This is a genomic window from Humitalea sp. 24SJ18S-53 (assembly GCF_050632385.1).
GTDB lineage: Bacteria > Pseudomonadota > Alphaproteobacteria > Acetobacterales > Acetobacteraceae > Humitalea.
Genome location: NZ_CP192599.1, coordinates 3,194,204 through 3,207,984, shown reverse-complemented (window position 1 = coordinate 3,207,984; position 13,781 = coordinate 3,194,204). Strand labels below are relative to the sequence as shown.

9 protein-coding genes are annotated in these 13,781 nt (G+C 69.5%); 6 read left to right on the top strand and 3 right to left on the bottom strand.

Annotation, left to right across the window (positions count from 1 at the left end; genetic code table 11):
• The 3 genes from ACQW02_RS15235 to ACQW02_RS15225 form a co-directional block, all read right to left on the bottom strand.
• On the bottom strand, positions 1–678 hold the full coding sequence (locus tag ACQW02_RS15235) for a Fe2+-dependent dioxygenase (protein ID WP_431280762.1): 678 nt from the start codon (positions 676–678) through the stop codon (positions 1–3).
• Positions 679–808: 130 nt separating this feature from the next.
• Positions 809–2,911, bottom strand: a complete 2,103-nt coding sequence (locus ACQW02_RS15230) for a TonB-dependent receptor (protein ID WP_431280761.1) — start codon at positions 2,909–2,911, stop codon at positions 809–811.
• Between the two features lie 346 nt (positions 2,912–3,257).
• On the bottom strand, positions 3,258–4,409 hold the full coding sequence (locus ACQW02_RS15225; protein ID WP_431280760.1) for an alpha-hydroxy acid oxidase: 1,152 nt from the start codon (positions 4,407–4,409) through the stop codon (positions 3,258–3,260).
• A 114-nt stretch (positions 4,410–4,523) separates the two neighbouring features.
• Between ACQW02_RS15225 and ACQW02_RS15220 the strand changes: the two genes are divergently transcribed.
• From ACQW02_RS15220 to ACQW02_RS15195, 6 genes are all read left to right on the top strand, one after another.
• A complete protein-coding gene (locus ACQW02_RS15220) occupies positions 4,524–5,717 on the top strand; it encodes a M20 aminoacylase family protein (protein WP_431280759.1) in 1,194 nt (397 codons plus the stop codon).
• The gene (locus tag ACQW02_RS15215; RefSeq protein WP_431280758.1) at positions 5,714–6,676 is read left to right on the top strand and encodes a Bug family tripartite tricarboxylate transporter substrate binding protein; all 963 of its coding nucleotides are present in this window, start codon (positions 5,714–5,716) and stop codon (positions 6,674–6,676) included. The genes ACQW02_RS15220 and ACQW02_RS15215 overlap by 4 nt, the downstream gene beginning before the upstream one ends.
• Positions 6,676–7,896 carry an MFS transporter gene (locus ACQW02_RS15210; RefSeq protein ID WP_431280757.1) on the top strand — a complete coding sequence of 407 codons (1,221 nt, stop codon included), beginning with the start codon at positions 6,676–6,678 and terminating at the stop codon, positions 7,894–7,896. Before ACQW02_RS15215 ends, ACQW02_RS15210 begins: the two co-directional genes overlap by 1 nt.
• A gap of 132 nt (positions 7,897–8,028) precedes the next feature.
• Positions 8,029–9,657, top strand: a complete 1,629-nt coding sequence (locus ACQW02_RS15205; protein WP_431280756.1) for a (2,3-dihydroxybenzoyl)adenylate synthase — start codon at positions 8,029–8,031, stop codon at positions 9,655–9,657.
• Complete coding sequence (locus tag ACQW02_RS15200) at positions 9,654–9,917, top strand: phosphopantetheine-binding protein (protein ID WP_431280755.1); 264 nt, start codon at positions 9,654–9,656, stop codon at positions 9,915–9,917. The genes ACQW02_RS15205 and ACQW02_RS15200 overlap by 4 nt, the downstream gene beginning before the upstream one ends.
• A complete protein-coding gene (locus tag ACQW02_RS15195) occupies positions 9,910–13,761 on the top strand; it encodes an amino acid adenylation domain-containing protein (protein ID WP_431280754.1) in 3,852 nt (1,283 codons plus the stop codon). Before ACQW02_RS15200 ends, ACQW02_RS15195 begins: the two co-directional genes overlap by 8 nt.
• Positions 13,762–13,781 lie beyond the last annotated feature (20 nt).

The window sequence follows — 13,781 nt, the reverse complement described above, 5'->3', positions numbered from 1 at the left end:
TCACATCTTGCACCACATGCGCATGAGGTTGTGGTAGCACGAGGTCAGTCCCAGCACGCTGACATGATCGTCGGGCAGCACCATGCGCGCCTGGATGATGGCCATGTCCATCTCGAACAACAGCCGGCGCTGGCGGTCGTCGTCGATCATCGACTGGGTCCAGAAGAAGGACCCCCAGCGGCTGCCGCGCGTGACCGGGTTGACGCGGTGCAGGCTGGTCGAGGGATAGACGATCATGTCGCCGGCCGGCAGCTTCACCGCCTGGGCGCCGTAGGTGTCCTCGATCACCAGCTCGCCGCCATCATATTCCTCGGGCGCGCTGAGGAAGAGTGTCGATGACACGTCGGTTCGCATGCGCGTGCCGGAGACGCTGCGGATGGCATTGTCCACATGCGTGTTGAAGGTCATGCCGACGTCGTAGCGGTTGAACATCGGCGGATAGACGCGCAGCGGCAGCGTCGCCGAGGAGAATAGCGGGCTACGCGCCAGCCCGCGCAGGACCATGTCGCCAAGTTCGCGCGCCGTCGGCGAATCCTCCGGCACCTGGAGGTTGTGCTTCACCTTGGCCGACTGGTCGCCGGCCGTGGCACGCCCGTCCACCCATTCCGCCGCGTCCAGTTTCTGGCGGCACAGGGCGACGTCCTCCGCGGTCAGGACGTTGGGGATGTGTATCAGCAAGGCAGTTCTCCTTCGGCTGCGTCGTCATGGACTGGCCGCAAGCCAGGCGGCAACGAAAAAGGGGCCGTTCGGACAGCGCTGTCCGAACGGCCCCTGCGGCCCCTTCACGGGGCCATGCGGGCAGGACGCGTCAGAAGCTGGTCGCGAGTGTCATCGTGACCGCACGCCCCGCGCCCATCACGGCGCGGTTGTTGAAGACCGAGGTGTAGTTGCGATTGTCGGTCAGGTTGTAGCCGTTCATCCGAACCTGAAGGTTGTCGTTGATGTTGTGCGAGATGAACCCGTCGAGCGAGAAGGTATAGGGCACTTCCTGCGTATTCGAAGCGTTCGTGTAGATCGAGCTGCTGGCGACAACGCCGCCGCCGACCTGCAGGTTCCACGGCTGGCCCTGGTTGAAGTCGTAGCTGGTCCAGAGGGAGACAGCATTGTCGGGCACCAGTGCCACCCGCTGGCCAACGTTGGCCGGGGTCAGCGAACTTGTGGTTTCGCTGTCCATGTAGCTGTAGCGCGCATTCATCAGCCAGGCCGGAGTGATCCGGCCGGTCACGCCGAGGTCGATGCCGCGGATCCGCTGCACGTCGCCCGAGGAGAAGGTCGTGCCCGTGACAGGATCAGTCTCCGTCGCGTTGTTCTTCTCGATCTGGTAGACGGACGCGCTCAGGCCGAGGCGCCCTTCAAGGATGTTTGCCCGCCCACCGACTTCGAAGATCTGGTTCTGCTCGGGTTCCAGCTGCGTGCTCGCCACGCTTGCCTGACCAGGCTGGGTGGACCAGTTGGAGCCCGGCGCGAAGGTCGACTGCGCGTAGGAGAAATACAGCGTCTGGTTCGCCGTCGGCTCCCAGATCAACGCCGCCCGCGGGTCGAGGAAGGCGTTGTCGGCATTCAACGTCGAGGTCGGGTTGGTTCCACCGTAGGCCTGGTAGTCGCTCTGCTGCCTGGTCCAGCGCAACCCGCCAATGGCCGAGATCTCCGGAGTGACCCAGACGCGGTCGCTGGCGAAAAGGGCCGCCTGCGTCGTCTGCGAGGCCCGGGTCGCTGTCGCGGCGGTGCTGGGGGTGTAGGCGAAGTTCAGGCTGTTGTCCGGGCTGAAGAGGTTGCCACGGTAGTTGGTCCGGTCGGCGCCGTAGGTATAGCCGTTACGCTCAAAATCTTCGTACCAGAGGTCGAGGCCAAAGGTGGCTTCATGCCGCAGCGACCCGGTGAAGAAGCGCGCCGTGGCCGTGGTGATGTTCTGCGCGCCCCAGGTCTGCGAGGTATAGGGCGAGCCCGCGCCGCTGAAGGCGTATTGCGGAATGCCACCGCCGTTGAAGAAGCGGGTGGTGCAGGTCGCGTCGCAGGACGGGATGGAGTAGCTGAAGAAGCGTTCCTGAATGCCGACGCGGCTGTCGTTGTAGACGGTCAGCCAGTCATTGGCGCGGTGCTGCACGCGCGCCGTGAAGCGGTTGACGGTCGACTTGTCGCGATCGCCCTGCGTGCCGTACCAGGTGGCCCGGCCGACGCCGTTTTCCGTCACCGGATGGGCGATCGTGGTGCCGGGCCGCGCGACGAGCGGCACGCCACCGTCGGCCGCCTCATCGTAACGGTAGTACAGGTATTCCATCGTCAGCGTCGTGTCGGTGCCGAGGCCGAAGGCCAGCGACGGCGCGAAACCCCAACGCTCACCGGAGGGCAGGTCCCGGCCGGGAATGGTGGACGATTGCCCCATGATGTTGAGGCGGAAGGCGGAGGTCGGGCTCATCTGGTAATTGGCATCGGCGGTGCCACGCACCATGCCGTAGAGGCCGCCGGTCACGTTGGCATTGAGCGAGTTGCCCAGATGCGGCACCCGGCTGTTGACGTTGATCACGCCGCCCGCCGAGCCGGAACCGAAGGTCACGCCCGAGGGGCCGAGCAGCGCCTGCACTTCTTCAAAGGTGAAGGCGTCGCGGCGGTAGGAGCCGAAATCGCGCAGGCCATCGAGATAAAGGTCATTCTGCGCGTTGAAACCGCGAATGCGAAGCTGGTCGCCGGAGACGCCGCCATTGCCTTCACCCGCCGAGGAGGTGACGCCCGGCACGTTGCGCAGCGCCTGCTCCAAGGTCGTCACGTTCTGCTGCTGCAAGATCTCCTGCGGGATGACCTGGATGGTCTGCGGGATATCCATGATCCGGCCGGGAAGACGCCCGAGACCGGTGGTGCCTTCCAACGTGTTCTCCGGCCGCGCGCCTTCGACGCTGATCTGCGGCAGGGCCACGCTGCCGGGCGTCTGGGCCGGCGGGGTGGTCTGGGCATTCGCCGGTGCGACGGCCACGAAGACCATGCCGGCTGCGAGGCTTCCGCTGAACACCGACGAACACACCGCTGTCCGCAAGGAAGAGGCCATGGTCATCAAAAGTAACTCCTGTGAGACGGCGCCTTTCTGATTCGGCGCGATGCGCGCAGGTTGCTGCGAATGCGAGTGATTATCAACTAGGCCGGCGGCTTTTCCCGCCCGGCCGGTAACCGCTTCGCAACGCCTGTGACTTGAGTGCAACAGAGCGCGGCCAGGCTTTCGGGGTCTGGCCGTCAGGACTGATGGGCCAAGGTACGCCGAACGCGCGCTATCCGGCCGGGCCTCTGCCAGGGGGCGGGGCAGGGGGCATCGGTGCGGCGTTGATCGATTCCCACAGCACCCGGGGGCCGATGTCGCGCAAGCTGCGGCAGCCGGTCAGCGCCATGGCGACCTCGAACTCGACCCGCAGCATCTGCACGGCGTGGGCCACGCCGGCAGGCCCCGCCACGGCGAGCGCATGGACATAGGGGCGGCCGATCAGCACCGCGCTCGCGCCGCGGGCGAGGGCCTTCAGCACATCCGTCCCACGCCTGACGCCCCCATCGACCAGCACGGGCACGCGACCCCCGACGGCCGCGGCGATGACCGGAAGCGCTTCGATCGTCGGTGGCAGCGTATCGAGCACCCGCCCGCCGTGATTGGAGACGATGATGCCGTCCGCGCCCTCACGCACCGCGCGGTCGGCATCCTCCGGCGCCATGATCCCCTTGATCAGCAGCGGCAGCCGCGTCGCGGCGCGCAGGCGGGCGACATCGGCCCAGGTCGCGGCGCGGTCGATGAAGCCGTTGAAGATCAGGCTTTCACCCAGGCCCGCCCGCGGAATCGTCCCCGCCCGCGCGCCGCGCAGATGGACAGGTTCGCCCAGCATGGCGGGCGTGACGCCGGCCCTGCGTTCGCGGTCGCGCATGCCGCTGACGGGCGCATCGACCGTGACGACGATGGCTTTCGCCCCGGCACGCGCGGCGCGTTCGACCAGGGCATGGGTGAAGGCCCGGTCCTGCTGGATGTAGAGTTGGAACCAGAATCGCCCGCGTGTCGCTGCGGCCGCTATCTCCTCGATGGCCGTATCGGATTCCGTGCTGACCACGAATCCCGCGCGCGCGCCTACCGCGCCAACCGCCGTTGCGATCTCGGCCGCCGGGCAGGCGAGCCTGTGATGGGCGACCGGAGCCAGCAGGATCGGATGGTCGTAAGTGTCCCCGAACAGATCGAGTTGCGTGCCGCCGCCGCCGAGATCCCCCAGCACGCGCCCCGTGAGCCGGATCGCGTCATAGGCCTCCCGGTTCTGTTGCAGCGTGATCTCATCCGCCGCCCCGCCGGAAATATAGGCCCAGGCGGCCTCGGGCAGCCGGGCGCGCGCATGGCGCGCATAATCGGCGAGGCAGACGATATCCGGCGGAATGCTGTAGGCGTCAGACATCGTTCACCCTGTGATCCACGCGCCTGGCGCGGCCACGGATCGATGCGCCGTTCTGCTTGCCCTGCACAGGGACTGCAAGTAGCAATCATTCGCAATCGAGCCAGCGAGATCGCCGTGTCCCCCCATCTGCTTCCCACGATCCGCCGGCATGAGGCGGAGCTGATCGCGATCCGCCACGATCTTCACCGCCATCCCGAACTCGGCTTCCAGGAAAGCCGCACGGCTGGGGTGGCGGCGCAGGCGTTGCGCGGCTGGGGGCTTGAGGTTGCGGAAGGCATCGCCCGGACGGGCGTGGTGGCCACGCTGCGGGGGCGGCGCGGGGGCGCGCGGTCCATCGCGCTGCGCGCCGACATGGATGCCCTGCCGATCCAGGAGGCGACCGGCGTCGCCTATGCCTCCGCCACGCCGGGGGTGATGCATGCCTGCGGGCATGACGGGCACACGACGATGCTGCTGGGTGCGGCGCGGCACCTGGCGGAAGACCCGGATTTCGAAGGCACCGTTCACTTCATCTTCCAGCCCGCCGAGGAAGGGCTCGGCGGCGGGCGGCTGATGGTCGAGGAGGGGCTGTTCGACCGCTTCCCCACCGATGCCGTCTTCGGCATGCACAACGAACCTGGACTGGCGCTGGGCCGGTTCGGGCTGCGGGTTGGGCCGATGCTCGCCAATGTGGATACCTGGTCGGTCGCCTTCCGCGGCAGCGGCGGCCATGGCGCGATGCCCCATCGTGCGACCGACGCGACCCAGGCCATGGCGCAGTTCGTGGGCACGCTGCAAAGCGTGATCGGCCGCAACATCCCGCCCGGCCAGACCGCGGTGCTCAGCGTCGGCCACGTCGCCGGCGGCGATGTGCGGGCGCCGAATGTCATCCCGGCCGAGGTGGTGCTGTCCGGCACCGGCCGCTCCTTCCTGCCCGCCGTGCGGGAGGTGATGGAACGCCGCCTGCGTGATCTGGCTTCGGCCGCGGCCCTGGCCCATGGCTGCATGGCGGAGATCACCTACCGCCACGATTATCCGGCCTTGGTGAACACGGCGGCGGACGTGGCGCTGGCCGCCCGGGCCGCCACCGCGCTGGTCGGGGCCGAGGCGGTCGATGCCGACTACCCGCCGATCACCGCCGGCGAGGATTTCGCCTACATGCTGCAGAAACGCCCCGGCGCCTTCATCCTCGCGGGGAACGGCCTGGCGCCGGATGGCACCTTCCACCACGTCCACACGCCGCGCTTCGACTTCAATGACGGTCTGCTGACCATCGGCGCGGCGTATTGGGTCAGCCTTGTCGCCCATGCGCTTGGGGACGCCGCATGACACTGCCCCGCCGCACGCTGCTGGCCCTGCCGGCCCTGGCCAGCACGGCACAGGCCCAGCCCGCTTGGCCGAACCGCCCGATCCGGCTGCTGGTCGGCTTCGCCCCGGGCGGGGCGATCGACATCGTCGCGCGGCTGGTCGCACCCGCCCTGGCCGCCCGGCTCGGCCAGCCGGTGGTGGTGGAGAACCGGGCCGGCGCCGGTGGCAACATCGCCGCCGAGGTGCTGGCGAATGCGACCGCCGACGGCCACACACTGATGCTCGCGACACCCGGGCCGCTGACCGTGAACCCCGCGATCTACCGGCATCTGCCCTTCGATCCGGCGCGCAGTTTCGCCCCTGTCGCGCAACTGGGCGTGGTGCTGGACGTGCTGGCCGTGCCGGCGGCGCGACCCTGGCAGACCACGGCGGATGTCATCGCGGCCGCGAAGGCCGCGCCCGGCGCGCTCAACGTCTCCCATTCCGGCGTCGGCTCCGGCAGCCACGTGGGCATCGCCCTGCTGCGTTCGCTGACCGGGATCGACGTGCTCGAGGTGCCCTATGGCGGCGGTGGGCCGATGATGGCGGATTTCCTGTCGGGCAAGCTCGATGCCACCATCGGTACCGCGCCGGTGCTGGTGCCCCTGGCGCGCGCGGGGCGCATCCGCATCCTCGGCGTCGCGCAGAATGAACGCTCTGTCCTGCTGCCCGGCGTGCCGGCCATGGCGGAGGCGGTACCGGGCTATGATCTGCGATCCTGGTTCGGCCTTGTCGCCCCGGCGGGAACGCCGGCGTCGGTCATCGACAGGCTGCATCACGCGGCCGCCACCGCGCTCGCGGAGCCCGAGATCGTCGCACGCCTTCAACAGCAGGTGACCGAGCCCGCGGTGACGGACCCCGCCGCCTTCGCCCGGATGTTGGCGGAGGAGCGGGCGCGCTGGGCGCCGCTGATGCGCGCCGCCAATGTGACGGTGGAGTGATGGCCGAACCGATGGGCGAGGCCACCCCGGCCCCGCGCGATCCCGTGCTGTTCACGCTGATGGCGGCGGTCTTCTCGGGCAGCCTGGCGATGATGGCCTTCGTGGCGCTGGTCGGCCCGGTCGCCCGGGTCGCCGGGTTGCAACCCTGGCAGGCTGGGCTGGCTGTCACGGCCTCCGGGGTGATGTGGATGCTGTCGGCGCGGCCCTGGGGGGCGGCGAGCGACCGGTACGGGCGCCGCGCCATCCTGCTGACCGGTGCTGTGGGCTTTACCTTGGCCTTTTGGGCACTCTGCCTTTTCGTCGATGCGCTGCTGCGCTGGCAGATGCCGGCGATGCTGGCCTTTCTCGGCCTGGTGCTGCTGCGCGGCCTTGTGGGCGGCGCCTATGCCGCGATTCCGGCCGCCGGCATGGCGATGATCGCCGATCGGGTGGCGCCGGCGCGCCGCGCCCAGGCCATGGCGCAGCTTGGCACCGGCAGCGCGGCGGGGCTGGTCGCGGGGCCGGCGCTGGCCGCGGCGCTGGTGCCGTATGGGTTGGGTGTGCCGCTGCTCGCGACCGCCGTGCTGCCTCTGCTCGCCTGCCTCGCCCTGTGGTGGCGGGTGCCGCCGACGCCGCCGCGGCCGAGCCCCGCGCGGCGGCGGCTGACACTTTCCGATCCGCGTCTGCGCCGCCCGCTGTCCATCGGTTTCGCGGCCATGTTCAGTGTCGCGATTGCCCAGGTCAGCATCGGCTTCTTCGCGATGGACCGCCTTGGCCTGCCGCCCGAGGCCGCGGCCCAGGCGGCGGGCACGGCGCTGATGCTGGTCGGCGTCGCCCTGGTGCTCTCGCAAGGCGCTGCGACGCGGCTGCGGATCGCGCCGGAACGGATGATCCGTTACGGCACGCTGGTGGCGGCGCTGGGTTTTGGCAGCGTCGTGCTGGTGGATGGCGGCCGGATGCTCGCCGCCAGTTATTTCGTGGCGGCGCTTGGGATGGGTTGGGTTTTCCCCGCCTTCTCCGCCATGACGGCCAATGCGGTCGAGCCGCATGAACAGGGGGCGGCGGCAGGCGCCGCGGGTGCTGCGCAGGGGCTGGGCATGGTGGTCGGACCCGTGGCCGGCACGCTGCTCTATGCCCTGGCGCCGGCCCTGCCTTATGTGCTGGCGAGCTTGCTCCTGCTGGCGGTCTCGCTGCCGCTGTGGCTCGGGGCGGGCCGTGTGCCGGGTCGGGCGGCACCGTGATGCGCCGGCCCGGGGTCCTGCGCTTGTCGCGCTTCGGACATGGCGCTAGTGATAAGCATTCGCAATTAGCAAGGCGCCGCCCCGGGTCCCGGTCCGCTGACCACCTTGGCGCCGATGGAACGGATTTCCTCAGTGCTCCCCCTTCGACAGGTCTGGCCCGCAGATTTCGCCGCCCGCTATCGCGCGGCCGGATACTGGCGGGGCGAGACCTTCCCCGGCTTTCTTCGCGCACGCGCCGCCGAGCCCCCGGATGCGTTGGCCATCATCGGCGGCGACCAGCGCTGGACCTATGCCGAACTGTGGGCGCGCGCCGAGGCCGCGGCGGCCGGCTTCCTCGCCCTGGGGTTGCGGCCGGGCGACCGGGTCGTGGTCCAGCTCGGCAATATCCCTGAATTCTTCTCGGTCGTTTTCGGCCTGTTCCGCGCGCAGCTCGTACCGGTCTATGCGCTGCCGGGGCATCGTCTGACCGAGATCGCGCATTTCCTCCGCAAATCAGAAGCCGCCGCCTATGTCTGCGCCGATCGTGGCATGGATGGCTTCGATTACCGCGTGCTGGCGCGGCAGTTGCGCGACGGCGAGCCGCGCCTGCGCCATGTGATCGTGGTCGGTGAGGCCGAGGAGTTCACGCCCTTCATCGGCCTCGACGGCGACCGCGCGGTGCTGCCGGGCGATCCTGATCCCGCCAGCGTCGCCTTCCTGCAGATATCGGGTGGCACCACTGGGCTGTCCAAGCTGATCCCGCGCACGCATGACGACTACATCTACAGTTTCAGGGCGAGCAACGAGATCTGCGGGGTCGGCGCCGACAGCGTCTTCCTGACGGCACTCCCCGCCGCCCATAACTTCACGATGAGTTCGCCGGGCCATATGGGCGCGCTGTTTGCCGGGGCGCGGGTGGTGCTGAGCCCATCGCCCAGCCCCGATATCGCCTTCCCGCTGATCGCGCGCGAGGCGGTCACCATCACCGGCCTGGTGCCGCCGCTCGCGCTGCTCTGGGCGCAGGCCGCGCCGGGGGCGAAGCACGACCTGTCCAGCCTGAAGGTGCTTCTGGTGGGTGGCGCGAAGCTGACGCCGGAAGCCGCGCGGCGTGTGCAGGATGCGCTGCCCGCCTGCCGGTTGCAGCAGGTTTTTGGCATGGCCGAGGGGCTGGTGAACTACACGCGGCTGGACGATCCTGACGCCATCGTGCTGGAAACACAGGGCCGCCCGATCAGCACGGATGACGAGGTGCTGATCCTCGACGATCTCGGCAATCCGGTGCCGGAGGGCGAGCCCGGCAACCTGCTGGCGCGCGGCCCCTATACCATCCGCGCCTACCATAATGACGAGACGGCCAATGCGCGGTCCTTCACCCCGGACGGCTTCTACCGCACCGGTGACATCGTCTGCCGTACGCCGCAGGGCTACCTGGTTGTGCAGGGTCGTGCGGGTGATCACATCAACCGCGCGGGCGAAAAAATCTCAGCCGAGGAGATCGAGGATCATCTGCTCGCGCATCCGAATGTCTTCGATGCGGCGGTGGTCTCGGTGCCGGACGAATTTCTGGGCGAACGATCCTGCGCCTTCATCATCCCGCGCGGCGAGAAGCCGCGCACCGCGGCGCTGAAGGCCTGGATGCGCGGCCGCAACATCGCCGAGTTCAAGGTGCCGGACCAGGTGGTGCTGGTGGAGTCCTTCGAGACCACCGCCGCCGGGAAGATCAGCCGCAAGGAGTTGCGCGCACGCCTGCGCGCGCGGCTGCTGGCGGAAGAAGCCCCGTGACGGCGCAGGCAAAGCCGCCGATGACGCGGGAGCGGATGCGCGCCGACCTCGCGCGCGCCCTGCGCATGGCGCCGGAGGAGTTGGAGGATGACGACAACCTGATCGACCTCGGCCTCGATTCCATGCGCGCCATGACCTTGCTGACCCGTTGGTCGGAGCATGGGCTGGAGCTCGACCTCAGCGCCATCGCGGAGAAGACGACGCTTGGCGCCTGGTGGGCGCTCGCCGAACGCGCCAGGGCAGGGCAGGGGAATGGTTGACGGCGACCTGATCGTCGCATCGGGCCCGCGGCTGACCGAGGCGCAGGAAGGGCTTTGGTATGCCCAGCGCCTCGATCCCGGGAACCCGGTGTTCAACACCGGGCACTATCTTGACCTGCGCGGGCCGCTCGACATCGCGGCGTTCCACGATGCGGTGAATGGCATGGTGGAGGAAGCCGATTCCTTGGCTTTCCGCATCCAGGATGGGCCGGTGGGCGTGACGCAGCGGCTGGATCCCGCGCTGCGGCCCTGGCTGGAAACGATTAACTCATCCAGCGAGGCCGAGGCCCTGGCCGAGATGGCGCGCGACATGGCGCGGCCGGTCGATCCCGCGCGCGGGCCGCTCGCGGCGGAACAGCTCTACCGGCTCTCGGCCGAGCATCACCTCTGGTATCACCGCGCGCATCATCTGGTGCTGGACGGCTTTGGCACCGACCTGCTGATGCGGCGCGTCGCCGCCCTCTATGCCGCGCGGCAGGGCGGTGCGGATGCCGGCCCGCCGCTGGCCGGTTTCGACGCGGCGCTGGCCGAGGATGCCACCTATCGCGCAGCACCACGCCGCGCGACGGATGCGGGGTTTTGGCGCCAGGCCATGGCGGATGCGCCGGATGTCACCGGCATCGGCCAGGGTGTCGCGCTGACCGCGCGCTCGGCCCATCGCGCCCATGCGGCGATCACGCCCGAGGCCGCCGCCGCGCTGCGTGGGTTGACCGCGGCGCATGACCTGGCCTGGCCGGATGTGATGACCGCGCTACTCGGCGCCTATTGCCGGCGCCTGACAGCGGAGGCGGAATCGGTCGTCGGCGTCACCTTCATGAACCGTTTCGGCAGTGCGGCAGCGCGCACGCCGGCGACGCTGATGAACGTGCTGCCCCTGCGCATCCGCTTCGACGAAACCTTGCCATTGCATGATGCGGCCGAGGATGTCGCGACGCGGCTTGCGGCCCTGCGCCGGCATGGCCGCTATCGCGGCGAACAGTTGCGGCGTGACCTCGGCCGCGTCGGGGCGGGCCGCCGGGTGCACGGCCCCATCATCAACATCCAGCCCTATCACGCGGTCCCGATCTTTCCAGGGCTGACGGCGGCATTGCACCTGCTCGGCACCGGGCCGGTGGACGACATCACCTTCGACCTGCGCGGCGACCCCGCCGCCGGTGCGCTGCGGCTGGAGGTCGAGGCCAATCCTGGTCTTCACTCCGCCGAGGAGACCGCTGCACACGCCGTCCGCGCCGCCAGGTTCATCGCCGCCGCGCTGGACGCGGGCAGCCTTGCGGATGTCCCGACCGCGACGCCCGAGGAAGCACAGCGCTTCGTCCATGACGTGAATCGCACGGCCCATTCCGTTCCCGACACCACGCTGGCCCGGTTGATCGAAGCGACGATGCAGGCGCGGCCGCTGGCCGAAGCGGTGGTCTTCGAAGGCCGATCCATGACCTACGCCGAGCTTGACCGGCGCAGCGCGGCCTTGGCGGGCGCGCTGGCCGCGCGTCACATCGGGCCGGGCGATCTGGTCGCCGTGGCGCTCGATCGCTCCTTCGACCTGATCGTCGCGCTGGTGGGTGTGATCCGCGCCGGTGCCGCCTATCTGCCGCTTGATGCGAGTCATCCCGCCGACCGCATCGCCCGCATCATGGCGGCCGCGGCGCCGCGGCTGACACTGGCGGAAACGCCGCTGCCGGGCGGCGCCGATATCCTGGCCCCGGCCGACTGGCCGCGCGATGGGGCCGCGTCCGTCGGTCCCGAACCGGGCGATGCGGCCTATGCGATCTACACCTCCGGCTCCACCGGCGAACCCAAGGGCGCGGTCATCGATCACCGCGCCATCGTCAACCGCCTGGAATGGATGCGCGTGCACTACGGCATCGCCCCACAGGACCGCATCCTGCAGAAGACGCCGGCCACCTTTGATGTCTCGGTCTGGGAATTCTTCCTGCCGCTGATCGCTGGCGCCACGCTGGTCATCGCCCCGCCCGGCGCGCATCGCGACCCGGCAGCCATCGCCCGGCTGATCCGCCAGGATCGTATCACCACGGTGCATTTCGTGCCCTCGATGCTCGCGGCCTTCCTTGCCCATCCCGATGCGGCCGGGCTGACCCTGGCGCGGGTCTTCTGTTCGGGTGAGGCGCTGACCGCCGATCTGCGCGAGCGCTTTCATGAAACGCTGACGGCCGAACTGCATAATTTGTATGGCCCGACCGAGGCGGCGGTGGATGTCAGCTATTGGAACGCCTCGCGCGGCGATCACAGCCAGCCCATGCCGATCGGCTGGCCGGTGTGGAACACGCGGCTTTATGTGCTGGACGACGCGTTGCGGCCGCTGCCGCCCGGCGTCACGGGGCAATTGTTCATCGCCGGGGTGCAGCTTGCCCGCGGCTACCTCGGACGGCCGGACCTGACCGAGCGCGCCTTCATCCCCGACCCCTTCCAACCCGGCGCGCGCATGTATCGCACGGGCGACCTGGCGCGGTTCCGTCCCGATGGAGCGATCCTTTATCTTGGGCGCGCCGATGGCCAGGTGAAGCTGCGTGGCTTCCGCATCGAACTGGGTGAGATCGAGGCCGCCATCGCGTCATCCCCCATGGCGCGGCAAAGCCGTGTGATCGCGCGGGAAGACCGGCCGGGCGACAAGCGCCTGATCGCCTATGTCGTGCCCGGGCTGGATTACGATGCGGCCGCGCTGCGCGCCCATGTCGCGGCGCAGGTGCCCGACTACATGGTGCCATCGGCCTTCGTCGCGATCGCAGCACTGCCGGTCAACAGCAGCGGCAAGCTTGACCGCAACGCGCTGCCCGCGCCGGAGATCACGCAGAGCCAAGGCCGCGCCCCGGCGACGGAAACGGAACGCCGCGTCGCGGCCCTCTTCGCCGAAACGCTCGATGTGCCGCATGTGGGCGCGGAGGATGATTTCTTCGACCTGGGCGGTCATTCGCTGCTGGCGGTGGACTTGATGCTGCGCGTGCAGGAGGCGTTCGGACGCGACCCGGGCCTTGGCGCGCTGTTCGAACACGCGACGGTCGAGCGCCTGGCGCGTCTGCTCGATTCCACCGCCCTGCCGCCGACCGATGACGGGTTGCGGCCGCTGATCGTGCTGGGGCGCGGGGGGCAGGATCGGCCATCGCTGTTCGTCGTGCATCCGGCGGGCGGCGTCGCCTGGTGCTATGGCGGGATCGCGCGCGCCCTGGCGCCGGATATCGCGGTGCTGGGCCTGCAATCGCCCGCGCTGGACCCCGACGTGCCGCCGGTGGACAGCCTGGAGGCGCTGGCGGCCGATTACGCCAACCGCGTGGTGGCGGCGGATCGGCCGGGGCCGATCCACCTTGCCGGCTGGTCGGTGGGCGGGATCATCGCCCAGGCGATCGCGGTGCGGTTGCGCGATCTTGGCCGGGATGTGGGGCTGGTCGCATTGCTCGACGCCTATCCGGCCGAGGTCTGGCGCGCGGCGCCGGAGCCGGATGATGCGGCGATCTACGCGGCCCTGCTCGGGATCGCCGGGTATGATCCGGCGCGGTTCCCCGACCTGCCGATGGAGCGCGGCGCGGTCATCGATTTCCTGCGCCGCGGCGGCATGCCGCTCGGCCGTCTGCCGGAAGCGGCACTCGATGGCGTGGTGCGGGTGGTGGAGGGCAACAACCGGCTGGTGCGCGGCCACCACCACCGGCGCTTCGACGGCACGCTGACGCATTTCCGGGCGGCGCGCGACCATGTGGGGCGCGACATCTCGCCCGCCATGTGGGCACCGCATGCGGCGCGGGTCGCGGTGATCGATGTCCCCGCCCTGCATGGCGAGATGATGGGCGATGCGGCGACGGCGGTGATCGCGCCGGCGCTGCGACGGCTTTTTTAGGCCGGCGCCGGGATCCCGGC